Source organism: Rhodoferax sp., from assembly GCF_039922535.1.
In the GTDB taxonomy this organism is placed as follows: Bacteria; Pseudomonadota; Gammaproteobacteria; order Burkholderiales; family Burkholderiaceae_C; genus Rhodoferax_B.
The window spans coordinates 1-24,143 of sequence record NZ_JBDTEM010000250.1 but is presented as its reverse complement, the minus strand read 5'-3'; the positions used below and the strand labels follow the sequence as shown (position 1 = coordinate 24,143).

The window sequence follows — 24,143 nt, the reverse complement described above, 5'->3', positions numbered from 1 at the left end:
GCGCGAAAACCACTTTTTCTTTAAATTTCTGTTAACGGCGGCTGGCGGCTGGCACGACCATGGCCGATGCGGGCAGCACCGGCTTGGCCACGGCCGACGCGACTGCCGACGCAGGTCTTGCCGCTGCGGATGCCGCCGAGGCCGCTGAGGCCGCTGCCGAGGCTGGCAGCGCAGGGTTGCCTGGCAGGCCTGGCACATCGGCCACCGCCAGCGGCGTGCCAATCGGGGATTGCGCCAGTCCTTGGCGCACACCGGCCATGTCCAGCGGGTTGGGGTACTGGTGCAGCAGCCAGTAGTCGAACACCCGGCGGGCGATAGGGGCGGCAGTGGCACCGCCCCAACCGGCGTTTTCCACCACCATGGCCAAGGCGATTTGCGGGTTGTCGGCCGGGGCGAAGGCGATGTACAGGCCGTGGTCGCGGTAGCGTTCGGCCACTTTGGCATCGTACTTCGCACCCTGGGCGATGGTGACCACCTGGGCGGTGCCGGTCTTGCCCGCCGCCACGTAGCCCGCACCCCGGAAGGCGGTGGCACCGGTGCCGCCAATATTCACGCCGACCATGGCTTTTTTGATGATCTCGATGTTGGCCGGTTGGGCGATGGCCTCGGCCTTGATCTCGGCCAGGGTTTTTTGCGCTTTGCGGGTCACCACATCCACCACTTCCTGCACCAGGTGGGGCTTCATCTTCACGCCGCCGTTGGCAATCACGGCAGTGGCCTCGGCCAGTTGCAGCATGGTGAAGTTGTTGTAGCCCTGGCCGATGCCCAGCGAGATGGTTTCCCCGGCGTACCACTTTTGCTGCTCGGGACGCTTGTAGGCGCGGCGCTTCCAGTCGGTGGACGGCAGAATGCCGCGCACTTCGCCGTGGATATCGATGCCGGTGAGGGAGCCAAAGCCAAACTTGCCGATCTCGTCGTGGATCAGATCCACGCCCATGTCGTTGGCCAGCATGTAGTAGTAGGTGTCGCAGGATTCGACGATGGATTTGTACATGTCCACCGTGCCGTGCCCGCCTTCCTTGTCGTCGCGGAAGCGGTGGCCCGCCAGCATGAAGTAGCCGGGGTCGAAAATGGTTTGCTGCGGCGTGCGTTTGCCGGTTTCCAGCGCGGCCAGGGCCATGAAGGGTTTGTAGGTGGAGCCGGGCGGGTAGGTGCCGCGCAGGGCGCGGTTCAGCAGGGGCTTGTCGGGCGAGCCGTTCAGCGCGGCCCAGCTGTCGGCATCGATGCCTTCGACAAACAAGTTCGGGTCGAAGGTGGGCTTGCTCACAAACGCCAGCACCTCGCCGGTTTTCGGGTCCAGCGCCACCAGCGCGCCACGGCGGTCGCCGTACAGGTCTTCCACCAGCTTTTGCAGCTTGATGTCGATGGACATGACCACGGTGTTGCCAGGCGTGGCCGGGTTGCTGGCCAGCTTGCGCACCGCGCGGCCACCGGCCGAGGTTTCGATTTCTTCCACCCCGGTCAGGCCGTGCAACTGGGTCTCGTAACTTTGCTCGATGCCCAGCTTGCCGATGTACTCGGTGCCCTTGTAGTTGTCTTCGTCGTCCGAGTCGTCGATGCGGGCTTTTTCGGCCTGGTTGATGCGGCCGATATAGCCGATCACGTGGCTGGCGAGTTCGCCAAACGGGTAGTTGCGGAACAGCCGGGCCTTGATGTCCACGCCGGGAAAGCGGTAGCGCTGGGCGGCGAAGCGGGCCACCTCCACATCGGTCAGCCGGGTGCGGATGGGCAACGACTCGAAGTTGCGCGACTCTTCGGACAGTTTTTTAAACCGTTTGCGGTCGCGCAGCTGGATGTCCACCACCTGGGACAGGTCGTCGATGGTCTGCTCCAGGTCAGCCACCTTGCTGGGGGTGATCTCCAGTGTGTAGGCCGAGTAGTTGCTGGCCAGCACCACGCCGTTGCGGTCCAGGATCAGGCCCCGGTTCGGCACCACCGGCACGATGGCCGTGCGGTTGTTTTCGGCCTGCTCCAGCAGGTCGTCGTGGCGGGTGATCTGCAGGTACGACAGCCGCGCCACCACCCCGCCAAACGCCAGCACCACCACCACCCCGGCGGCCACCAGGCGCATCCGAAAGCGGTGAACTTCGGCGCCTACATCCTTGAGTTCGGTCATAGGGGCCGGGTTTTATCCGGATCCGGGGCCATGCGTTGGGGCGCTAACAACACGATGCTCACCAGCGGCCACAGCACGGCTTCCAGCAGCGGGGCCAGCAGCAGCGACCAGCCGGGGAAGCTGCCGCCGCCCAGCATGCGCAACACAAATTCCACCAGGTGCGCCACCCCAAACAGCGGCAGCACCTGCATGGCCTGCGAGGGCACGGTAAACCACAGCAGGCGACGGTGCATGGCGATGGCCAGAAAGCTCAGCACCGAGTACGACAGCGCGTGCTGGCCCAGCAGGCTGACCTCGTGCACGTCCATCAGCAGGCCAAACACAAAGGCAGTGCCGATGGCCACGCGCTGGGGCTGGTGCACGCTCCAGAACACCAGCAGCACCGCCAGCAGATCGGGCACCCAGGGCGCACGGCCCCACAGGCCGATGTTTTCGACCATGTTGAACAACAGGGCCAACACCAGGCTGACGCCGATAAACACCGGGTTGGCAGGCAGCAGCAGCTGCTGGCCGGGGCGCATGATCATAAGAGGCTCCAGCGCACATTCAGCATCATTTTTTAGCTCCCTTTTTGGGAGCAACCACTTCGGGGGCGGGCGGCATCTCGGGGATCTGCGAGGCCACCGGCTGCAGCACCAGCACATGCTGCGGACCGGCCACCTGGGCCACCGGCGTGCAGTAAATGCGGGCAAAGGCCGAGTCGGCACGGCGCTCGATCTTGGCGATTTTGGCGACCTGCAGGCCCAGCGGGTACACGCCGTCCACGCCGCTGGTGGTCAGCACGTCGCCGATCTGCACGTCCGAGTTGCCCGCCATGAAGCGCAGCTCCAGTTGGCCGCCGTACGAGGCCGGATCGCCATAGGCCACGCTGCGCGCACCGGTACGGGTATTGAGCACGGGGATGGCCTGGTCACGGTCGATCAGCAAGGTGACTTCGCTGACCATCGGGTAGGCACGGGTCACTTGGCCCAGCACACCGAATCCATCGAGCACCGGCGACCCCGCCACCACGCCCTGGGTCGTGCCTTTGTCGATCACGACTTTGTGGGTGTAGGGGTCGGCCGCGTCGTACAGCACTTCGGCGCTTTGGGCCGGGGTGGTGATGTGCGCGCGCAACTCCAGCAACTGGCGCAGGCGGGCGTTTTCCAGGCTGAGCTGCTCCACCAGCCCGGCGCGTACCGACTGGGTGGCCAATTGCCGTTGGGCGGCATCCGCCTCGGCTTGCAAACTGGCCTTGCTAGAGATGTAGGCGCTGCCGCCCAGCACCAAGCGGATGGGTTCGATCACCGCCCACTGCACCGGGTACAGCGCCGTGGCCAACCCCGCACGCAGCGGCCGCATCAACGCAAAGCGCGCATCGGCCACCATCAAAAACAGAGCCAGCGCGCTAAAAAAAATCAGTTTGGTCAGGGCCGAGGGGCCCTGGTTGAAGAACGGGGGCGGGGTCCTGTCCAGCGTACCGAGTGGCATCGCCCTACCTCTGGTTGGCGTGTTCCGCGAAAATTATTCGCTGGTGAAAATCGAACCCAAACGTTCCATGCGCTCGAGTGCGATACCGCAGCCACGCACCACGCAGGTCAGCGGCTCTTCGGCCACCAGCACCGGCAAGCCGGTTTCTTCGGCCAGCAGGCGGTCCAGATCGCGTAAGAGCGCGCCACCACCGGTCAGCATCATGCCGCGGTCGGCAATGTCGGCGCCCAGCTCAGGCGGGGTTTGTTCCAGCGCGTTCTTGACCGAGGCGACGATGTTGTTCAGCGGGTCGGTCAGGGCTTCCAGAATCTCGTTGCTGGAGATCGTAAAGCTGCGCGGCACGCCTTCGGACAGGTTGCGGCCCTTGACTTCCATCTCTTTGACTTCGGAGCCGGGGAAGGCCGAGCCGATGTTCTTCTTGATGGCTTCGGCGGTAGGCTCGCCGATCAGCATGCCGTAGTTGCGGCGGATGTAGTTGATGATGGCATCGTCAAAACGGTCACCGCCCACGCGCACACTGCCTTTGTAGACCATGCCGCCCAGCGAGATCACGCCGACTTCGGTGGTACCGCCGCCGATGTCCACCACCATGGAGCCGCTGGCTTCCGACACCGGCAAACCGGCACCGATGGCCGCCGCCATGGGTTCTTCGATCAGATACACCTCGGAAGCACCGGCACCCAAAGCCGATTCACGGATGGCGCGGCGCTCGACCTGGGTGGAGCCGCAAGGTACACAAATGATGATGCGCGGGCTGGGACGGAACACGCCACGGGGGTGCACCATCTTGATGAACTGCTTGAGCATCTGCTCGGTGACGGTGAAGTCGGCAATCACGCCGTCTTTCATCGGGCGGATGGCCTCGATGTTGCCCGGCACTTTGCCCAGCATGGCTTTGGCTTCTTTGCCCACGGCCTGGATGGTCTTTTTGCCTTGCGGCCCGCCCTCGTGGCGGATGGCGACCACGGACGGCTCGTCCAGCACAATGCCTTTGCCGCGTACGTAAATCAGGGTATTGGCGGTACCCAGATCAATGGCCAAGTCGGTAGAAAAATACCGACGGAAAGTCCCAAACATGCAAAATCCTCTCGGGCATGGCCTGCGCATCGGCCAGCCATCACCGCGTAAATATGGTTTCAAATAAACGAGGCTCTTGCAGTGCCCAGGTTGTGGGCAATATTGTGTTCAATAGGCCCGCCGCCCGGGTTCTGCAAAGGTCTTAGATAGGTTTCTTGGTGCGAAACAATGCCACGAAGCGACCGCGCGACCAAAGGCGGGATAATACCGCATCTCCTGTGGCTAACCTGCGCCAACTGCGCGGAAACCCCGCTTTACTTTCGTTTGCAACCCTGTTTAAGACATGGCCCTGACCCTCCCTGAACTCGACCGCATCGCCAACCTGGCGCGGCTGGAACTCCAACCCGCCGAGCGCGACCGCCTGCTGACCCAGCTCAATGGCTTCTTTGGCATCGTCGAAACCATGCGCGCGGTAGACACCACCGGCATAGCGCCCCTGGCCCATCCGGTGGCGGTGATGCACGACATCGTGCTGCGCCTGCGCGACGACGTGGTCAGCGAACCCAACCAGCGCGAAGCCAACCAGCAAACCGCGCCCGCCGTCGAGCGTGGCCTGTTCCTGGTTCCCAAAGTCATCGAATAAGCGAAGCAAGAACTAGCGCCATGAGCCTCCCTACACAGCTACACGACCTGAGCGTGGTCGAACTGGCCGCGCTGCTGCGCGCCCGCAAAGTCTCCGCCGTTGAAACCACCCAGCACTTTCTGGCCCGCGCCGAAGCCCATGCCACACTCGGCACCTACTTGGCCATCGACCCCGCCGTCAGCCTGCGCCAGGCCGCGAACGCCGATGCCCGCCTGGCCAACGGCACGGCCGGCACGCTGGAAGGCGTGCCCATGGCGCACAAGGACATCTTTGTCACCAAAGACTTTCCCACCACAGCAGGCTCCCGCATGCTGGACGGCTATGTCTCCTCTTTTGATAGCACGGTCGTCAACAAGCTGGCGCAGCAGGGCATTGTTACGCTGGGCAAACTAAACTGCGACGAGTTCGCCATGGGCTCGGCCAACGAAAACTCGGCCTTCAAGCCGGTGCTCAATCCCTGGGACACCACCCGCATTCCGGGCGGCTCGTCGGGCGGCAGCGCGGCCGCCGTGGCAGCGCGCCTGGTGCCTGCGGCTACCGGTACCGACACCGGCGGCTCGATCCGCCAGCCGGCCTCGTTTTGCGGCATCACCGGCATCAAGCCCACCTACGGCCGCGCCTCGCGCTACGGCATGGTGGCGTTTGCCTCCAGCCTGGACCAGGCTGGCCCGATGGCCCGCAGCGCCGAAGACTGCGCCCTGCTGCTCACCGCCCTATGCGGCCCGGACCTGGACCGCGACTCCACCTCGCTGGACATCCCTGCCGAGGACTACGGCCGTAGCCTGAACGACTCCCTCGACGGCCTGCGCATCGGCATCCCCGCCGAATTCTTCGGTGAAGGCCTCAGCGCCGATGTGCGCGCCGCCGTCGATGCCGCTTTGCAGCAGTACACCCAGCTGGGTGCGAAGCTGGTACCCATCACCCTGCCACGCACCGAGATGGCGATTCCCGTGTACTACGTGATCGCCCCGGCCGAGGCCTCCAGCAACCTGAGCCGTTTCGACGGTGTGAAGTTTGGCCACCGCGCCGACAAGTACACCGACCTGATCGACATGTACAAAAAGACCCGCGCCGAAGGCTTTGGCGACGAGGCCAAGCGCCGCATCATGATCGGCACCTATGTGCTCAGCCACGGCTACTACGACGCGTACTACCTGCAAGCGCAAAAAATCCGCCGCATGATCGCCGACGACTTCCAGCAGGCGTTTGCCCAGTGCGACGTGATTGCCGGGCCAGTAGCGCCCACCGTGGCCTGGAAGCTGGGCAACAAGGCCGCCGACCCGGTCGCCGCCTACCTGGCCGACATCTTCACCCTGCCCTCGTCCCTGGCGGGCTTGCCCGGCATGAGCATTCCCGCAGGCCTGGGCGAAGGCGGCATGCCGGTCGGCCTGCAGCTGATTGGCAACTACCTGCAAGAAGCCAAGCTGCTGAACATCGCACACCGCTTCCAGCAGGCCACCGATTTCCACCGCCAACAACCCGTCGGTTTCTGAATATGAGCAAAGCACCCCCTTCCCTGCTGGTCCAGGGCTACGAAGTCGTCATCGGCTTCGAGACCCACACCCAGCTCTCCACCCAGAGCAAGATTTTCAGCCGTGCCTCCACCGCCTTTGGTGCCGAACCCAACACCCAGGCCTGCGCGGTCGATCTGGCCTTGCCCGGCACGCTGCCGGTGATGAACAGGGGTGCGGTCGAGCGCGCCATCCAGCTGGGCCTGGCGCTGGGCTCCACGATTGCGCCGCGCAGCGTGTTTGCGCGCAAGAACTACTTCTACCCCGACCTGCCCAAGGGCTACCAGATCAGCCAGTTCGAGATTCCGGTGGTGCAGGGTGGCTCGGTGGAGTTCTTCCTGGGTGACGAGAAGAAAACCGTGCGCCTGGTGCGTGCGCATCTGGAAGAAGATGCGGGCAAATCGCTGCACGAGGAGTTCATCGGCCAGACCGGCATCGACCTGAACCGCGCCGGTACGCCGTTGCTGGAGATCGTCACCGAGCCCGACATGCGCTCCAGTGCCGAGGCCGTGGCCTACGCCAAAGAGCTGCACAAGATCGTTACCTGGATCGGCATTTGCGACGGCAACATGCAAGAAGGCAGCTTCCGCTGCGATGCCAACGTGTCGGTGCGCAAGCCCGGCGCACCCCTGGGCACACGCCGCGAAATCAAGAACCTGAACAGCTTCAAGTTCATGCAGCAGGCCATCGACTTTGAAGTGCGCTGGCAAATCGAGCAGATCGAAGACGGCCATGCCATCCAGCAGGCCACCGTGCTGTTCAACCCCGACACCGGTGAAACCCGCGCCATGCGCACCAAGGAAGATGCGGCCGACTACCGCTACTTTCCCGACCCCGATCTGCCGCCGCTGGTGGTGGCTGCGGAATGGGTGGAGCGCGTGCGCTCTGAGATGGCCGAGCTGCCGCGCGTGATGGCGGCACGGTTTGGCGCGGACTATGGCTTGTCGGAATACGATGCCACCGCGCTGACGCAGAGCAAGGGTATCGCCCGCTACTTTGAGGCCGCGATTGCCGCAGGCCAGCCCGCGCAGTCCAAACTGGCCGCCAACTGGGTGATGGGCGAGGTGGCCCGCCGTCTGAATGCGCAAGACCTGGACATCGACCAGGCCCCCGTGGCGGCCGACACCTTGGCCAAACTTTTGGACCGCATTGCCGACGGCACCATCTCCAACAACGCCGCGAAGCAGGTGTTTGAGGTACTGTGGACCGATACGCAAGCGCAGGTGGATGCCGTGATCGAAGCCAAGGGTCTGAAGCAGATGAACGACACCGGCGCGCTGGAGGCCATCGTGGACACGGTGGTTGCCGCCAACCCCAAGAACGTAGCCGAGTTCAAGGCAGGGAATGAAAAAGCCTTGAATGCGTTGGTCGGCCAAATCATGAAAGCCAGTGCGGGTAAAGCGAACCCCGGCCAGGTCAACGCACTGCTCAAGGCCAAGCTGGCGGGCTGAGGTCCCTTCTCAGACTGGAGTGGGATTTATATGCTTTTTAGGCTGTTTACGCAGATAGCACCTGCGCAAGCAGCTATTTAATGCATAGCAAAGTTAGTTCACCACTCCGGCCCACAGCGGCTTAAGCCGGGTCAGCTCTTCGTCGAAGCGGTCGTTGACGCGCTTTTTCTCTAGCTGCTGGTTGGCGATAAAGCGTTGCTGGGCGACCAGGTTGTCCTGGAACTCGGCGACGCGGCGCTTCAGGTACCCGGGCGCTTTGCTGGGGTCGTTTTTATAGAACTCCAGCTCGTTGTCCAGTGCTTTGCGTTGCTCGGCCAGTTCGGCCATGCGCTTGTTGGCGGTCTGGATGACGGCATCCACCTGGGTCAGGGCGCTGGCGCGCTCGGCATCGTGGGCAGCCTGGTTTTGGTAGCGGGTCAGCAGGGCACGGTTGCGGCGGCGTTCCTCGCCGACACGGGCGCGGTCTTCGGCAACTTTTTTGTCGCGGGCTTCCTGGGCGCTGACTTCTTGGGCGGTGAGGGTGGGGCCCAGGCTGCGTTTGACGGTGCCGCTGGCGTTGAGCTCTTTTTGCTCGCGGTCCATGCATTCGGGAATGGGGCGGTCGGAGGTGATTTTTTTACCCCGTGCGTCGGTGCAGGTAAAGATACCCTGCGCATAGGCTGTGCTGAGCAGGCCACTGCACAGCACGACTATGACCCAAACCCTAGCCCGACATATCACATGGTTCCTTCGTCAACTCCGTAACGCTGCCGATAGGCTAGCACTCTCGGATAATGAGCCCGTAGCTCATCTGTATCATTTTGTTGCAAGTATCGTAACAAATCGGCGAGCTTGGCAATAGCGCAGACTTGCATCCCCAACTGGTTGCGCACAAATTGCACCGCACTGTGCGGAACATCACGGCCGTCCTCGGTGGCCATCTCCTGGCGGTCCAGTGCAATCACCACCGCATGCGGCGTGGCACCGGCGGCCTGGATCAGCGCAATCGATTCACGCGCGGCGGTGCCGGCTGACATCACGTCGTCGACGATCAGCACGCGACCCTTCAGTGGTGCACCCACCAATGAGCCGCCTTCACCGTGGTCCTTGGCTTCCTTGCGGTTGTAGGCAAACGGCAGGTTGTGGCCGCGCCGCGCCAGTTCCACCGCCACCGTGGCCGCCAGCGGAATGCCCTTGTAGGCCGGGCCAAAAATCATGTCAAACTCAATGCCGCTGTGCACCAATGCCTGTGCATAGAATTCGGCCAGGCGCTGCATGCGAGCGCCGTCGTCGAACAGCCCGGCGTTGAAGAAATAAGGGCTCATGCGCCCGGCCTTGGTTTTGAATTCGCCAAAGCGCAGCACCCCGGATTCCACCGCAAACTGTACAAATTCCTGCGCTAAGCTATCTGGCGCTTTGCTAATCACCATGGGGAAAATCCTTGTTCAAATTAACCAGTCTGAATCTCAACGGCATCCGCTCGGCCACCAGCAAAGGCGTTGAAGCCTGGATTGCCGCCATCGCCCCGGATTGTATTTGTGTCCAGGAAGTCAAGGCCCAGGCTGCCGACGTAGAGGGCAAGTTCGAGCAATTGGCGGGTTTACAAGGGCACTTCCATTTTGCGCAAAAGAAGGGCTACTCGGGCGTGGGCGTGTACACCCGGCATGCACCTAGCGACGTGGTGATCGGCTACGGTTCCACCGAGTTCGATGCCGAGGGCCGCTATGTGGAGCTGCGCTTTGACACCCCGAAGCGCAAGCTGTCCATCATCAGTTGCTACTTCCCAAGTGGTTCATCGGGCGAGGACCGACAACTGGCCAAGTTCCGCTTTCTGGCCGAAATGGCCCCCTACCTGGCCCAGCTGAAGAAGACCCGCGAATTCATCCTGTGCGGCGACGTGAACATTGCCCACCAGCAGATCGACCTGAAAAACTGGTGCAGCAACCAGAAAAACAGCGGCTTCTTGCCCGAAGAACGCGCCTGGATGACCCACGCGCTGGCCCACCCCGAGGCCGCCGAAGCTCCCGGTCTGGGCCTGGTCGACGTGTACCGCCTGCTGCAACCTACCACCACCGACACCGCCTACACCTGGTGGAGCAACCGGGGCCAGGCCTATGCCAATAACGTAGGCTGGCGGCTGGACTACCACCTGGCCACGCCCGCACTGGCGGCATTGGCGCGCAGCGAACACATCTACAAGGATGTGAAGTTCTCGGACCACGCGCCGATCACGGTGGACTACGAACTGACGCTTTAAGCGCGTCTGGCTACCATGACCACAGAGAACCCTTCCGGTTGGATTACCGCTGCCGACGTCGCGCGCAAGGCCGGGGTGTCTCGCTCGGCCGTTTCGCGCACCTTTACCGAAGGTGCCAGCGTGTCCCCGGAAACCCGCGAAAAAGTACAGCGCGCCGCCGAGGCGTTGGGCTACCAGGTAAACATCCTGGCGCGCAGCATGATCCAGCGCCAAAGCAACCTGGTGGGGGTGGTCGTCAAAGGCTTTGATGACCCGTTCCTGCAGAGCCTGCTCGGGCCCATCACCCACCATCTGGCCTTGCGCTCACTGGCACCGCTGTTGATGGATGCCAGTGAACCGGCACAACTGGCCAAGTCTTTGCGGCACCTGTTGCAGTACCGGATTGCCGGGGTCATATTGACCTCGGGCACGCCGCCCATCCAGCTGGCCAAAGAGTATTTGCGCCTGCGGGTTCCCGTGGCCATGGTCAACCGCGCACCCGACCTGGAAGGCGTGGATGTGGTCAACAGTGACCATTTTGAAGGGGGTGCGATGGCCGCACGTGCGCTGCTCGCCAAAGGGGCACGCACCCTGGTGTTCCTCAGCTCGGCCACCGCAACCTACAGCGCCAGCGTACGCGGCGAAGGATTTGTGCAAACGCTGGCAGCGGCCGTCCGGCGGGGCGAAGTTGTCCTGCGCCGAATGGAAGCGGCGACGGCCACGTATGCGGGCGGCTTCGAAGCCGCACATGCCTTGCTGGCCGATACGCAAGCCCGGCCGGACGGGGTGTTTTGCGCCAACGACGTGCTGGCCTGCGGCCTGGTGGATGGCGCGCGCCGACATTTTGGCTTGCGCGTACCAGAAGATTTCCAGGTCATCGGTTTCGATGACATTCCGATGGCGGGCCTGTCCGCCTACGCGCTCTCCACCCTGCGCCAGGACGTGGACGCATTGGCCGAAGCAGCTGTCACCTGCCTGGCCGAACGCATGCAGGAACCCGACATGCCCAGCCGCATGCTGCAGCTCCCGGTGGCGCTGGTAGAGCGCTCCACCTTGCGCCCCTAAACACATCTCAGGGAAGACCCTAGATCGCATTTACCTTTGTTCGCCGTACATTGCACACGTGTGCAATGCAATTCAAAAAATGTACAACCTATCCTGGAGACACGCCATGCAACGCCAACTGACCCGACAACTCCTCTTATCTTCTCTGCTGCTATTGCCCTTGGCCAGCCAAGCGGCCGATCGCCTCAACGTGCTCTGCGCCGCCGACAACGACTGGTGCGAACTGATGCGCAATGCGTTTGAAAAAGAGACCCAGGTGGAAGTCTCCATGGTGCGCAAAAGCGCCGGCGAAATCTTTGCCCAAATCCGCGCCGAAGCCAGCAACCCCAAGACCGACATCTGGTGGGCGGGCACGGGCGACCCCCACCTGCAAGCGGCGGCCGCCGGTTTCACCGAGGTCTACAAATCCCCTTTGCTGGACAAGCTACAGCCCTGGGCACAAAAGCAGGCTGAAATCTCTGGCTACCGCACCGTCGGCATTTACGCCGGTCTGCTGGGCATTGGCTACAACCCCGAACTCCTCAAGCAAAAAAAGCTGGCTCCACCGCAGTGCTGGAAGGACCTGCTGAATCCGGCCCTGAAGGGCGAGATCCAGATTCCCAACCCAAACTCCTCCGGCACCGCCTACGCCACCATTGCCACCCTGGTGCAACTCCAAGGTGAAAACGAAGCCTTTGCGTTCATGAAAAAGATGAACGACAACGTGAGCCAGTACACCAAAAGTGGCTCGGCCCCCGCCAAAGCCCTGGCGCGTGGTGAAACCGCTGTCGGCATCACATTCCAGCACGATCTGCTCAAGGAAACCGTGGCCGGCTTCCCGGTCGAAATCGTCTCGCCCTGCGAAGGCACGGGCTATGAAATCGGCTCGATGAGCCTAATCAAAGGTGCCAAGAACATGGCCACGGCCAAGCGCTTCTACGAATTTGCGCTGCGGGCCGACGTGCAATCTCTGGCGGTCAAGGCGGGCTCGTACCAGGTGCCCTCCAACAAGGCGGCCAGCATCCCGCCCAAGGCACCCCGCCTCGAATCGATCAAGACCATCAACTACGACTTTGCCAAATACGGCAGCGAAGACGTACGCAAACGCCTGCTCAAACGCTGGGACGACGAGATCTTCTCGCTGCCCCGTTGAGCATCCGACACACCACCCAACAGAGAGAAATGGCTTGTGAATAAGTCTTTACGCGGCTGGCTATGGCTAGCCCTGGTCGCCAGCGTGCTCGTGCCCTGGCACGCCCAGGAAACGGGCTTCTTTGGCGGCGAATGGCTGGCCGCGGGTTGGCCCGGCAGCGACACCACAGCCTCCGCACTGTGGCAGGTGCTGCAGTTCCAACGCTGGGGCCTGCTGCCCCTGGTGCTATGGCCCATCGCCGTAGGCCTGGTCAGTCTGGCCCCATGGCAACGCCGCATGCAGGGCATCGCGCTGTGCGGGCTGGCAGGGGCGGCACTGGGTTGGCTGGCCTACCTGGGCTGGGGCCCTGCAGGTGCCGGGCTACCGGGCCTGGGCTGGGGGGCACTGCTGTTCACGGCCAGCGCGGTATTTGTGCTGAGCAACGGTGCAGCCTGGATGGGTGCTTGCCGGGGCGATGTTTTCGTGTGTGGCGTGATCGCCATGCTGGCCGCGCTGGTCGGGTTGTTTGTGATGTTCCCGGTGCTGCGGGTCTTGGCCGGTGCGTTCGAGCAGGAAGCGGGCTTCAGCCTGCAGGCCGCGTGGACCCGTGTGGCCGATGGCCGCATCTGGTCGGTTGGCTGCCTCAGCGGTGCCCGCGGTTGCGGCGTGGCCTGGAACACCCTGTTTCTGGCGCTGTGTACGGCGGCCGGTTCCACCCTCCTGGGTTTGACATTTGCGCTGGTAGTGACGCGTACCGGCTTCCGCTTCAAGCGCATCCTGCGGGCGCTGACGGTGCTGCCCATCATCACGCCCCCGTTCGTCATCGGTCTGGCGCTGATTCTGCTGTTTGGCCGCTCGGGTGTCGTCTCGGCCTGGGTGGCCAGCGCCTTCGACGTGCCCGCCGGACGCGGCCTGTACGGCTTTTATGGAGTCTGGCTGGCACAGTTGCTGTCGTTCACACCGATCGCCTTCATGGTGCTGATCGGTGTGGTGGAAGGTGTCAGTCCCTCGGTGGAAGAAGCCTCGCAAACTCTGGGCGGCACGCGCTGGACCACCTTCTGGCGCGTCTCGCTACCGCTGATGCGGCCCGGCCTGGCAAATGCCTTTCTGGTGGCCTTCATCGAGAGCATGGCCGACTTCGGCAACCCCATGGTGCTGGGTGGCAATTTTGGGGTGCTATCCACCGAAATCTACTTCGCCATTGTCGGTGCACAGAACGACGGTGGCCGCGCCGCCGGGCTGGGCCTGATCCTGCTGGTGTTTGCGGTCAGTGCCTTCATGGCGCAGCGCCACTGGCTGGGCAACAAGTCCTACACCACCGTGACGGGCAAGGCCGATAACGGCCAGCACGCTGGGCTGGACCGCCGTCTGTCCGCCGTGCTAGCGGTCATCGCCACGCTGTGGACCGGCTTCACGCTGGTGCTGTACGGCATGATTCTGGGCGGCGGCTTTGTGAACCAATGGGGCCGCGACAACAGCTTCACCCTGCGCCACTACGCCAGTGCCTTTGGCATCGAGTCCGATGGCCATGGACTGCGCTGGATCGGCACCGCTTGGGATTCGCTGTTCACCAGCCTGATGATTGCCGGTATCTCCGCGCCACTCACCGCCGCCTTGGGCCTGATGGCCGCCTGGCTGCTGGTACGCCAGCGCTTTGCGGGCAAGGGTGCGTTCGAGTTCGCCACCATGCTGAGCTTTGCCATTCCCGGTACGGTGATCGGCATCAGCTACATCCTGGCGTTCAACATGCCGCCGATTGAGCTGACGGGCACCGCCGCCATCCTGGTGCTGTGCTTTGTGTTCCGCAATATGCCGGTGGGCCTGCGCGGCGGTATGGCGGCCATGAGCCAGCTGGACCGCAGCCTGGACGAAGCCTCCACCATGCTCGGTGCCAACAGCTTCACCACCGCGCGGCGGGTGATCCTGCCGCTGATGCGCCCCGCGCTGAGCGCCGCGCTGGTGTACAGCTTTGTGCGCTCCATCACCTCGATCAGCGCCGTGGTGTTCTTGGTCAGCGCGAAATACAACATGGCCACGGCCTACATCGTCGGGCTGGTGGAGAACGGCCAGTACGGCATCGCCATCGCCTACTCCAGCGCCTTGATCGTGGTGATGCTGGTCATCGTGCTGGCGGCACAAACTTTGGTCGGCAAACGGCGGTTGCGCCGGGTCGAACGGGTTGAGGGCTCCGCCCCGGCCCCTGTCTATTCCTTAAAGGTTGAATCATGAGTGTGGCAACAACGCAGGGCGCGCTGGTCTTTGAGCGCGTCACCAAACAATACGGCAAGGTGCTTGCCGTCAACGACGTGTCCTTCAGCATTCCGCAAGGCACCCTGGTCACCTTGCTTGGCCCCAGCGGCTGCGGCAAAACCTCAACGCTGCGCCTCATCGCTGGCCTGGAGCATGTGAGCCAGGGCCGTATCTTCATCGGCGGCCAAGATGTCACCCAGCAGTCGGCCATCGAACGCAACGTCAGCATGGTGTTCCAGTCGTACGCGCTGTTCCCGCACATGACGGTGCTGGAAAACGTGGCCTACGGCCTGGAAGTCGGCGGTGCCCGCAAGGCCGATGCGCGTGAACAGGCCTTGGAAGGCCTGCGCCTCGTCGGCCTGAACGACTACGGCCCACGCCTGCCCAGCGAACTCTCCGGCGGCCAGCAGCAGCGCGTCGCCGTAGCCCGGGCTTTGGTGCTCAAGCCCCAGGTACTGTTGTTGGATGAGCCCCTGTCGAATCTGGACACCAAGCTGCGCCGCCGGGTGCGCGAAGAAATCCGCGAGATCCAGCAGCGCCTGCAACTCACCGCCGTGTACGTCACCCACGACCAGGAAGAAGCCCTGGCTGTCTCCGACCAGATCATCGTCATGAACCACCAGCGCATCGCCCAGCAGGGCACGCCACGCGAACTCTTTGACACCCCCGCCGACGAGTTCGTGGCCGACTTCATCTGCGACGCGAACCGCGTCACCGGCGAGATCCTCGGCCAGGTTGCTGCGGGCCACGCCGACTGTCTGGTCGGTGGCCTGGCCGTGCAGCTGGCAAACCCCCGCGCCTACCGGGGCGAGATCCGCATTGCGGTACGGCCCGATGCCGTCCACCTGGCACCGGCCAACAGCCAGCACATCCTGGTCGGCCAGGTACGCCACGCGGCTTTTTTAGGCACAGAGATGCAGTACGCGGTGGAGTCGCCACTGGGTGAATTGTTTGTGCGCCAGACCGACGTACAGCAACCGCTGGCCGTCGGCTCTTCTGTGGGCATCGGCTTTGCCAAGCACGGCGTGTGCATCGTGGGAGGCCGGGCATGAGCGCCGAGGGAATGGCCGGAGGAATCGCTGCGCGCTACACCTTGGCGCAGACCATCGCCCGCCAGGCGGGACTACAGGCCCTGGAATGGTTTCGCAAACGCGACCAATTGGTGATCGAGTCCAAAGGGCTGCAGGACATGGTTAGCGCTGCGGACAAGGACACCGAGCTCTACATCCGCGCCCAGGTACTGGCGCATTTTGCCGACGACGGCTTTCTGGGCGAAGAAGGCGGACTCGACCACCCCGATGCAGATTACCTGTGGGTGATAGACCCGATCGACGGCACCGCCTGTTTCGTCAACGGCATGCACGCCTGGTGCCTGTCCATCGCCGTCATGCATGCAGGCAAGCCGGTGATTGGCGTGGTGTTTGACCCCAACAGCGACGAGATGTTCCACGCTTGCGCAGGCCAGGGCGCGTTTGTGAACCAGTTACCAATGCAGGCCCACAGCGCCAGCAGCATCACCGAAGGGGTGCTGGGTGTGGGCTTCTCGCACCGGGTGCCGGTCAGCGCCTTTGTGCCGTTCCTGGACCGGGTGCTGTCGGGCGGCGGCATGTTCATCCGCAACGGTTCGGGTGCGCTGATGCTGGCGTACGTGGCCGCCGGTAGGCTCATCGGCTACTACGAGCCGCACATCAATTCCTGGGACTGCCTGGCGGCCATCGTGCTGGTGATTGAGGCCGGGGGCCAGGTCAACGACTTCCTGGCCCACAACGGCCTGCACGACGGCAATCCCATCATCGCCGCCGGTGCCCGTATGTATAGGCCACTGCTGGCGCTGATCGACCCCGTCATCACGCCGTAACGCCCCATCGCTAGATTGCCCCCTCCAACCCCACCTCAAGATACATCCATGGCCCGCATTTCCACATTCCAACGCCCGTTCGCCTACATCCTGGGCAGCATTGCCCTCACCCTGGCGGGTTGCGGCGGGGGCGATGACGCACCCAGCGCCAGCCCCAACCTGTACTACCAAACCAAAACCCCGTACAGCCCGCAGCAAAGTGCCGCCACCTACGAAGCACCGCCCAGCGGCTACAGCACGGTCTACACCCAGCTCATGGCACGCCATGGCTCGCGTGGCCTGTCCAGCCTGAAGTACGACCTGGCCGTCTACAACATGTGGAAAAAGGCCTCGGACGACGGTGCCCTCACCACCCTTGGTGCCCAGCTCGGCCCGGACGTGCTGAAGATCATGAAGGCCAACTTTTTGCTAGGCTACAACGTGGCAGGCATCAGCAAACCCGGCTACGGCAACGAAACCCAGGTCGGCATTGCCGAACACACACAACTCGCCCAACGCATGCTGAGCCGCAATGCGGCGCTGTTCACCCAGGCCGGTGCCGCCGCCAGCAGCAGCCCCCGCCAGATCGTGGTGGTGACTTCGGGGGTGGACCGCGCGGTGGACAGCGGGGCCTTCTTCGTCAAGTCGCTGCTGGCGGCGCAAACCAACCTGACCAGTCTGGTGAACTACCCGGCAGCACCCGCACCCTATCCCGCCGCCGCGCCGGTAGCCCAACCCGCAGGCACCAACCATTTCCTGCTGTACTTCCATAAACTGGTGGCCGCCACCGACCTGGTCACCAACCCGGCCGACCCGCTGTACCAGACCTACCAGGACAGCCAGGCCTTCCAGAACTGGCTCAAGGACAGCGACCTGGCCGCCAAGCAGGCCGCCATCCTGGCCGACCCCGCAGCCAAAACCGCCGGGCGCACGGTGCTGGAGCGGCTGTTCACCAAAGCCTTTGTGGACAAGATCGAGGCGGGCACCTACAGCTTTGCCAACACCGGCAGCTTCACCTACACCAGCGACGACGGCAAGTTCACCAGCACCCTGGCGGGCGACGGTAAAACCGGCATCACCAACCTGGGCGAAGCCGCCTCTCTGCTGTACGAGCTGTACGTAATTGCCCCGGCCATGAAAAGCGAGGCCAACGTCGACTTCTCTGGCTACATGCCGCTGGCCCAGGCCCAGTACTTTGCCTTTACCCAGGATGCCAGCGACTTCTACAAGATGGGTCCCGGCATTACCGAAAAAGGCAGCGTCACCTGGAAGATGGCGCAAATCCTGGAAGACGACTTCTTCACCGAAGTCGATGCCATCGCCAAAGGCAACCTCGGCCACGTGGCCAAGTTGCGCTTTGCGCATGCCGAAATCGTGATCCCCTTCGCCTCCAAGATGGGCTTGAAAAACGTGCTGCAACAGCAGCCCCTGGCCACGCTGTACAGCTACGCCAACAACCCCTGGCGCGGCGACTACGTCGCCCCCATGGCGGCCAATATGCAGTGGGACGTGGTCAAAAACAGCAGCGGTAGCGTGCTGGTCAAGATGCTCTACAACGAGAAAGAAACCGACTTCAAGGCCGCGTGCGACAGCGCACGTTTTGCGACGGGTAGCCACTACTACGACTACGCCAAATTGAAGACCTGCTACGGGCACACCAGCCTGTAAGCCGACCCGAGGGGCCACCACGCCCCTTTTTTTACACCGCGTTGCACACGTGTGCGTTCCGGTTTTTTTCCTACAACACAGGAGACTTTGATGCGCCTTCCTTTAAACCCCATCGCCCTTGCGGCCGTGCTGCTGCTGTCGGCTTGCAGTACATCCAAACCCACGCTGCAAGCCCAAACGCCCGATCCCCAGCTCACCAAAATCGGCCAGATCGTGGTGGTCTACCTGGAGAACCGCAGTTTCGACCACCTGTTTGGCCTGTACCCCGGTGCCAACGGCGTGGCCAACGCCCGCGCCCTGGGACAGGGCGTGGTCCAACTGGATGCGAACAACCAGCCCTACGCCGTCCTGCCGCAGCCCATTGCCGACAAGTCTGGCAAGCCCGATGCACGCCTGAGCGCCCCTATCCCGAACGGGCCATTCCGCCTGGACCCCCAGGTTGGCCTGAGCGACACCATGTTCAGCCCGATCCACGCTTTCTGGGCCAACCAGCGCCAGATTAACGGCGGGCGCAACGACCGCTTCGTGGCCGACGGCAACAGCGGCGGCCTGCTGATGGGCACCTACGACGGCAGCTCGCTCGGCCTGTGGAAACTGGCGCAGCGTTTCACCCTGGCCGACAACTTCTTCCAGTCGGCTTTTGGCGGCTCGTTCCTGAACCACTTCTGGCTGGTCTGCGCCTGCACCCCGGTATTTGAAAACGCACCGAAGAACATCGTCGCGCTGGATGCCCAGGGCCGCTCATCGGAACCAGACGAGCCCGAAGCCTATGTGACGCAAGACGGCTATGCCGTCAACACCATGCAAAGTACCTGGCTGTACGACCCCACCAAAAAGCAGGCGTTGCTGCCGCCGCAAACCGCCCCCACGATTGGCGACCGGCTCAGCGACAAAGGCATCCCCTGGGCCTACTACGGCCAGGACTTCAACCGCGCCGTCGCCGCGACCAAGACCGGCAAAGGCGTGGCCAGCTTTTCGTACCACCACCAGCCGCTGATTGCCTTCAAGCGCTTCATCGACAGCGAAGCCGAGCGCAAAGCCCACCTGAAGGACCGCGAAGACTTCATGGCCGATGTGCGCGGCGGCACCCTGCCCCCGGTGGCGTTCTACAAACCCACGGGCGGCATGAACATGCACCCCGGTCGCGGCAGCGTCGCCGCAGGCGATGCCGAAGCCACCGAGATCGTCAACGCGGTCATGGCCGGTCCGCAGTGGAAAAACACCGTGGTGATCGTCACCACCGACGAAAACGGCGGCTTCTGGGACCACGCCGCACCGCCCAAGGGCGACCGCTGGGGCCCCGGCTCGCGCATTCCCGCCATCATCGTTTCGCCGTTCAGCGAAGGCGGCCATATCGACCACACCCAATACGAAACCGTCTCCATCCTCAAGCTGATCGAAGACCGGTTTGGCCTGGCCCCGCTAGGCAGCCGCGATGCCAAGGCCACCAGCCTGGCACGGGCCCTGAAGTTCTAACCCTTTTCCCTGACCCTGTATTTCTAACAACAACGAGGAGACAACCATGCGCCATCCCTTCCCCCGCTTTCCCCGCCGCGCCCATCTGCGCACCCTGTCCGCCGTCGGCCTGACCTTGCTGGGCACGACCGGCTTTGCCGAGACCTCCGACGAAAAATCCAGCTACACGCTCTACGGCCGGGTCGATGTGGGCCTGCGCAACACACCCACCGACCTGTCCAAAAGCGACGACCGCCAGTGGAGCGTGGGCAACAGCTCGGCCGGGCGCTTTGGCTTCATCGGCAAGGAAGACCTGGGGGGCGGCCTGGCCGCGGTGTTCCGCCTGGAGTCACGCTTCGATGCCGACACCGGCGTGGTGCAAACCGACAAGAACGCCACCGGCCAGCTCTTCAAACAGTACGCCTACGTCGGCCTGCAAAGCCACAAGCTGGGCAGCATCACCCTGGGCAAACAGTCCAGCCCGGCCGACGAAGCCAATGCCAGCCGCTTTGAAGCCTTTGACGGCGACAGCCTGGCCGCCAACGGCAGCCGCACCGCCCGCGTGTTCCAGAAATGGAACAACGCCATCTACTACGCCACCCCGCGCTGGAGCGGTGTGAAGCTGGGCGTCGGAGCCGCCCCCGGCGAAGGCGTGCACACCCGCGCCTACGGCCTGGTGGCGCTGTACGACCAGGGCCCGCTGTCGCTCAGCAGCTCGTACCAGCGGGAAAGCTACATCGATGGTTCCCCCGACAAAGCCGGTGACGATGCCCGCACCACCGTCACCCTGGCGGGCTCGTACGACTTCACGCGCTTCAAGCTGCTCGGCCTGTATGCGCGCTCGTCCAAGCTGAACCTGGCCGACACCGGAGCCGAACGGGTGCTGACCCTGGGCACCATCGTGCCGCTGGGGCAGCACCGGCTGCTGGCCTCGCTGCGGTGGATCGACGGCGACCAGATCAAGACCACCAACGACCATTCCAGCGACAAAGACAGCGTGCGCCTGGGCCTGGGCTACCAGTACAGCTTCAGCAAACGCACGCTGGTGGCCGTCTCCCTGGCCCAAGAGCGTATGAAAACCTTCGCCAAGACCGGTGCCGAAGCCAGTAGCCGCAACGGTACCGGCTACGAAGTCGCCCTGCGCCACAAGTTCTAACCGCACTGTCTCAGTAGGAGCCCCCATGCTGCGCACCCTGTTGCTCTGGACAGCCCTGGGCTGCACCGCCCCGGCCTGGGCGGCACCCGCCGACCAGCCGTTTGATGCCTACGCCCGCTTCGTGCGCGGGGTCTACGCCCAGTGGTACCTGCCGGGGGCCGACGACTTTGCCGCGCAAAGCCAGGCTTTGGCAGGTCCGCTGCAACAGCTATGCGCCGCCGACGCGGCCACCGAGGCCGAGGCACTGGCCCGCGCCCAGCAGCAGTGGCTGCGCACCGTGGCGGCGTGGGAGCGCTTCTCGGCCGTACGCGGCGGTGCCCTGCTGGCGCGCCGCTCGCCGCGCAGCCTGGACTTCATGCCAACCCGGCCCGAAGCCATTGCCGAGGCGGTGCGCACGGTGTCGCCCGGCGCGACCACGCTGGAAGCCATCGGCGCACCGGCCAAGGGCCTGCCTGCGCTGGAGTGGCTGCTGTGGCCCGGCAAACTGCGCCCCCACACGCCCACTTGCCACTACGCAGAACAGCTGGGCACCGACATCCTGGCCGAAGCCCAGGCCCTGCAAAGTGCCTATGCCGCCGCCCTGCAAGCCGGGTGGGACGACCAAGAGGCCGAGTACGCGATGTACGAGTTCTTGAACCTGTGGAACGGTGCCTTGCAAAAGCTGTGGCGCGAGGATATTGACCGCACCTTGCAAAAACTCAACGCCGGGCGGCTCGCCAGCTTCAACCGCAGCGCCAGCGGCCACGCAGCCCAGGCCTGGGCTATCCACTGGCAGGCCTTGCGCAGCCTGGCTGTCGGCTCCTCCGCCACCGATAGCACGTCCTTACACGCCTACCTTTTGGCGCAGAACCACGCTGCGCAGGCCGCGCTGCTGCAACAAGCCGTGACCGAAGTGGACCACGCCATGGACCGCCTGCTGGCCAGCCGCGACCCGACCGCCGCCAGCGGGCCCTTGCGCCAGCTGATCGTCGCCTTGAAAGATCTGCAGCACTTCAGCGAAAAAGACATGGGTCCCGCACTGCATTTCACCGTCAGCTTTTTTGACGAAGACGGGGATTGAACCGCATCGAAGGGTCGCACGGTCATTGCTATTGAAGACGTAGCTGCCAGCGCAGGCACTATCTGCGCTGGATGCCAATTTGACTGGTTTTTTTGGTGCACACCTAAACCTGGGATTTAGGAGGGTACTGCGCTCATGTCTTACAACTTAACCACACCTGTCACAATCCACAGCAGTACCACCCCCACCCGCACGTCCATGACCCCCACTCTGCTGCAAAACGACGGTGTCGGCTCCCTGCCGGACCGCATCTACGCCCGCGTGGTCGAGTCCATCCTGCGGGGCGACTTTGCGCCGCACAACAAGCTGCCGACCGAGGGAGCGCTGAGCGCCCAGTTTGGCGTGTCGCGGCCCACGGTACGCGAGGCGCTGGCGCGGCTGCGTTCGGACGGCATCATCGACTCCAGGCGCGGCGCGGGCAGCACCGTCATCCGCGCGCCGGGCACCCCGGTCGTGGTGACCACGCCGATCAAAAACCTGGCCGACATCGAGCGCTATTACGCGTTTCGCAGCTGCATTGAAATGGGGGCCGCCGCCGGGGCCGCCGAGTTCCGCGACGCGGACGACCTAGAAGCCCTGCACGCCGCATTTGACGCGCTGAACACCGCCATGGAGGCGGGCCACTCCGGGGCCGAGGAAGACGTACGCTTCCACCTGGCCATCGCCCGCGCCTCGCACAACCCGTTTTTTGTGGCCACCATAGACACCAGCGTGGCCCCGATCCGGCAATTCATCGAGCTGGCCCGCAATGTCACCGACAAAAAGAGCCCGACCCGCGTGCGCGCCACCCAGGCCGAGCACCAGGCTATCCTGGATGCCATCGCGCGCCGTGCGCCCGCCGAGGCGGCAGAGGCCATCCGCAGCCACATCCTGAACGCCAAACGGCGGATTTTCGAAAGCACGCCTTTGCGTTAACGTGCAACAACTTCCATGGCTTGGGCTGCTCTGCGCCCAGGTCCGTGCAAGTCGGCGCGCCTTTAGTTTGCTTGACAACTTTTAAAGTTGTCAGATAATCTTGGTCAAACATTCCTGCAAGGAAACCACGATGTCCGAAGCCCCCGCCGTTCTGGCCCGCCCGCCCCACACCATCCGCATGCACGTGCGCGACAACGTCGCCATCGTGGCCAACGACGGCGGCTTGGCCGCAGGCACGATGCTGCCCAGCGGCCTGGTGTTGTTAGACAAAGTGCCGCAAGGCCACAAGGTGGCGCTGGTCGATCTACCCGCCTTGTGTCCGGTGCTGCGCTACGGCATCCCCATCGGCTACGCCCTGAAAGACATTCCTGCGGGCAGCTGGGTACACGAGCGCCTGCTGGCGATGCCGGATGCGCGCGGGCTGACCGATTTACCCATGGCCACCGTGCAGGCCGAAGTGCAGCCCCCGCTGGAGGGCTACACCTTCGAGGGCTACCGCAACGCTGACGGCTCGGTGGGCACGCGCAATATTTTGGCCATCACCCAGACCGTGCAGTGCGTGGCCGGGGTCACAGACTTTGCGGTGCAACGCATCAAGGCCGAGCTGTTGCACCGCTTTCCCAATGTGGATGACGTGGTGGCGCTGGAGCACAGCTACGGCTGCGGCGTGGCCATCGACGCGCCGGGCGCCGAAATCCCCATCCGCACCCTGCGCAACATCAGCCTGAACCCCAACTTTGGCGGCGAGGTGATGGTGGTCAGCCTGGGCTGCGAAAAGCTGCAACCCGAGCGCCTGATGCCGCCCGGCACCATTCCTCTGATCGACGGACGCAACGTGGCCGATGTCGGCACCACAGCCGAGACCAAACTCGATGTGGTGTGCCTGCAAGACGATGCCCACGTGGGTTTTATGTCCATGGTCGAATCCATCATGCGCCAGGCCGAGGAACACCTGGAACGCCTGAACGCCCGCCAGCGTGAGACCGTACCCGCCAGCGAACTGGTGGTGGGCGTGCAGTGCGGCGGCAGCGACGCTTTTTCGGGGGTTACCGCCAACCCCGCGGTCGGCTTTTGCACCGACCTGTTAGTGCGCGCTGGTGCCAGTGTGATGTTCTCGGAAAACACTGAAGTGCGCGATGGCATTGACCAGTTGACGGCGCGGGCCAGCACGCCGGCAGTGGCCGAGGCCATGATTTGCGAAAT

At 63.7% G+C, this 24,143-nt stretch carries 21 protein-coding genes; 15 read left to right on the top strand and 6 right to left on the bottom strand.

Annotated elements, in window-relative coordinates:
- Window positions 1–31: 31 nt before the first annotated feature.
- From mrdA to ABI213_RS11570, 4 genes are read right to left on the bottom strand one after another with little or no spacing between them, the layout of a single operon-like run.
- Window positions 32–2,116, bottom strand: a complete 2,085-nt coding sequence (gene mrdA / locus ABI213_RS11585) for a penicillin-binding protein 2 (RefSeq protein ID WP_348027198.1) — start codon at window positions 2,114–2,116, stop codon at window positions 32–34.
- Window positions 2,113–2,643 (bottom strand): rod shape-determining protein MreD, encoded by a 531-nt coding sequence (mreD, locus tag ABI213_RS11580; protein ID WP_348027196.1) that lies wholly within the window; start codon window positions 2,641–2,643, stop codon window positions 2,113–2,115. Before mreD ends, mrdA begins: the two co-directional genes overlap by 4 nt.
- A gap of 25 nt (window positions 2,644–2,668) precedes the next feature.
- Window positions 2,669–3,586 carry a rod shape-determining protein MreC gene (gene mreC / locus ABI213_RS11575; protein WP_348027194.1) on the bottom strand — a complete coding sequence of 306 codons (918 nt, stop codon included), beginning with the start codon at window positions 3,584–3,586 and terminating at the stop codon, window positions 2,669–2,671.
- Window positions 3,587–3,619: 33 nt separating this feature from the next.
- The gene (locus ABI213_RS11570) at window positions 3,620–4,663 is read right to left on the bottom strand and encodes a rod shape-determining protein (RefSeq protein ID WP_295952839.1); all 1,044 of its coding nucleotides are present in this window, start codon (window positions 4,661–4,663) and stop codon (window positions 3,620–3,622) included.
- Between the two features lie 283 nt (window positions 4,664–4,946).
- On the opposite strand from ABI213_RS11570, the gene gatC reads away from it, so the two are divergent.
- The 3 genes from gatC to gatB are packed head-to-tail and all read left to right on the top strand — an operon-like array spanning window position 4,947 to window position 8,208.
- Complete coding sequence (gene gatC, locus ABI213_RS11565) at window positions 4,947–5,246, top strand: Asp-tRNA(Asn)/Glu-tRNA(Gln) amidotransferase subunit GatC (protein WP_348027192.1); 300 nt, start codon at window positions 4,947–4,949, stop codon at window positions 5,244–5,246.
- Between the two features lie 20 nt (window positions 5,247–5,266).
- Entirely contained in the window at window positions 5,267–6,739 is a 1,473-nt protein-coding gene (gatA, locus tag ABI213_RS11560) for an Asp-tRNA(Asn)/Glu-tRNA(Gln) amidotransferase subunit GatA (protein WP_348027190.1), read from the top strand.
- Between the two features lie 2 nt (window positions 6,740–6,741).
- Entirely contained in the window at window positions 6,742–8,208 is a 1,467-nt protein-coding gene (gene gatB, locus ABI213_RS11555) for an Asp-tRNA(Asn)/Glu-tRNA(Gln) amidotransferase subunit GatB (protein WP_348027188.1), read from the top strand.
- 93 nt (window positions 8,209–8,301) lie between these two features.
- On the opposite strand, the gene ABI213_RS11550 is transcribed toward gatB, so the two are convergent.
- Both ABI213_RS11550 and pyrE read right to left on the bottom strand, forming a co-directional pair.
- Window positions 8,302–8,895 carry a DUF4124 domain-containing protein gene (locus tag ABI213_RS11550; RefSeq protein WP_348027186.1) on the bottom strand — a complete coding sequence of 198 codons (594 nt, stop codon included), beginning with the start codon at window positions 8,893–8,895 and terminating at the stop codon, window positions 8,302–8,304.
- Window positions 8,896–8,924: 29 nt separating this feature from the next.
- The gene (gene pyrE / locus ABI213_RS11545) at window positions 8,925–9,617 is read right to left on the bottom strand and encodes an orotate phosphoribosyltransferase (RefSeq protein WP_348027185.1); all 693 of its coding nucleotides are present in this window, start codon (window positions 9,615–9,617) and stop codon (window positions 8,925–8,927) included.
- Window positions 9,618–9,628: 11 nt separating this feature from the next.
- On the opposite strand from pyrE, the gene ABI213_RS11540 reads away from it, so the two are divergent.
- The 12 genes from ABI213_RS11540 to ABI213_RS11485 all read left to right on the top strand — a co-directional run.
- Complete coding sequence (locus ABI213_RS11540) at window positions 9,629–10,444, top strand: exodeoxyribonuclease III (protein WP_348027184.1); 816 nt, start codon at window positions 9,629–9,631, stop codon at window positions 10,442–10,444.
- A gap of 15 nt (window positions 10,445–10,459) precedes the next feature.
- Window positions 10,460–11,488, top strand: a complete 1,029-nt coding sequence (locus ABI213_RS11535) for a LacI family DNA-binding transcriptional regulator (protein ID WP_348027183.1) — start codon at window positions 10,460–10,462, stop codon at window positions 11,486–11,488.
- A 106-nt stretch (window positions 11,489–11,594) separates the two neighbouring features.
- Entirely contained in the window at window positions 11,595–12,620 is a 1,026-nt protein-coding gene (locus ABI213_RS11530) for an ABC transporter substrate-binding protein (protein WP_348027181.1), read from the top strand.
- Between the two features lie 36 nt (window positions 12,621–12,656).
- Entirely contained in the window at window positions 12,657–14,828 is a 2,172-nt protein-coding gene (locus ABI213_RS11525; protein ID WP_348027179.1) for an iron ABC transporter permease, read from the top strand.
- Entirely contained in the window at window positions 14,825–15,901 is a 1,077-nt protein-coding gene (locus ABI213_RS11520; protein WP_348027177.1) for an ABC transporter ATP-binding protein, read from the top strand. The genes ABI213_RS11525 and ABI213_RS11520 overlap by 4 nt, the downstream gene beginning before the upstream one ends.
- Window positions 15,898–16,707, top strand: coding sequence for an inositol monophosphatase family protein (locus ABI213_RS11515; protein WP_348027175.1), 810 nt, complete (start codon window positions 15,898–15,900; stop codon window positions 16,705–16,707). The genes ABI213_RS11520 and ABI213_RS11515 overlap by 4 nt, the downstream gene beginning before the upstream one ends.
- Before the next feature lie 48 nt (window positions 16,708–16,755).
- Window positions 16,756–18,354 (top strand): histidine-type phosphatase, encoded by a 1,599-nt coding sequence (locus ABI213_RS11510; protein WP_348027173.1) that lies wholly within the window; start codon window positions 16,756–16,758, stop codon window positions 18,352–18,354.
- Window positions 18,355–18,444: 90 nt separating this feature from the next.
- On the top strand, window positions 18,445–19,830 hold the full coding sequence (gene acpA, locus ABI213_RS11505; RefSeq protein WP_348027171.1) for an acid phosphatase: 1,386 nt from the start codon (window positions 18,445–18,447) through the stop codon (window positions 19,828–19,830).
- Between the two features lie 46 nt (window positions 19,831–19,876).
- Window positions 19,877–20,965 carry a porin gene (locus ABI213_RS11500; RefSeq protein WP_348027169.1) on the top strand — a complete coding sequence of 363 codons (1,089 nt, stop codon included), beginning with the start codon at window positions 19,877–19,879 and terminating at the stop codon, window positions 20,963–20,965.
- A gap of 25 nt (window positions 20,966–20,990) precedes the next feature.
- Window positions 20,991–22,025: an imelysin family protein gene (locus ABI213_RS11495; RefSeq protein ID WP_348027167.1), complete on the top strand. Its 1,035-nt coding sequence runs from the start codon at window positions 20,991–20,993 to the stop codon at window positions 22,023–22,025.
- A 198-nt stretch (window positions 22,026–22,223) separates the two neighbouring features.
- Window positions 22,224–22,940: an FCD domain-containing protein gene (locus tag ABI213_RS11490; protein ID WP_348027165.1), complete on the top strand. Its 717-nt coding sequence runs from the start codon at window positions 22,224–22,226 to the stop codon at window positions 22,938–22,940.
- A gap of 130 nt (window positions 22,941–23,070) precedes the next feature.
- The coding region (locus ABI213_RS11485) for a UxaA family hydrolase (protein WP_348027163.1) at window positions 23,071–24,143 on the top strand (1,073 nt) is incomplete at its 3' end.